General features: G+C 76.7%; 1 protein-coding gene. It reads right to left on the bottom strand.

The features are described from left to right. The coding region (locus AC2W7J_RS18675) for a hypothetical protein (RefSeq protein WP_485984302.1) at positions 1-451 on the bottom strand (451 nt) is incomplete at its 3' end. Positions 452-580: the final 129 nt, after the last annotated feature.

Genomic DNA, 580 nt, shown 5'->3' with positions numbered 1-580 from the left:
TCGCGCGGTAGCGCCCGAGGACGGGGCGGTCGCCCGGCAGCTCGCTCGCCGCGTCGTCACCCCCGACGACGTCGAGCCGCTGCGGCTGCACGGGCGCCAGTCGCTCGAGGTCGACGTCGGCGTCACCGACGAGGGCGACGACCTGCTCCCGCCGTGCGGTGGAGCCGACGACCGAGGGTGCGTGGACGGTGTGGTCGACGGCGGGCGCGAGGTGGCGCACCTCGCGCCCCAGTGCGGCGGCCCACTCGGGCACGCTCGCGGCGTCGTCGACGTGGATGTGGACGGGCGCGGTGACACCCTCGACAAGCCGCTCCACGTCGTCGGCGACGACCCGGGCACTGCTCGTCACCCAGACGATGACCGGCACCTCGACCCCGACGACGGCGGCCCGCTGCCGAGCGAAGGGCGCCGCCACGGTCACCGCCGAGCGCGCGTCGACCTCGACGAGCACCGCCTCGGGGTCCTCGTCGTGATGAGCCACTGACCGGCCAGGCCGGCGCGCACCCGCTCCGAGGCGTGCACCTCGACGCGCAGCCGCTCGTGGGAGCGTCGCTCCCCGGCGGCCGGGGCCATGACCCGG

It is taken from the genome of Janibacter sp. CFPM2_SD2 (assembly GCF_057364645.1).
The sequence above is the reverse complement of the archived record's forward strand: the minus strand, read 5'-3'. Positions and strand labels throughout refer to the sequence as shown.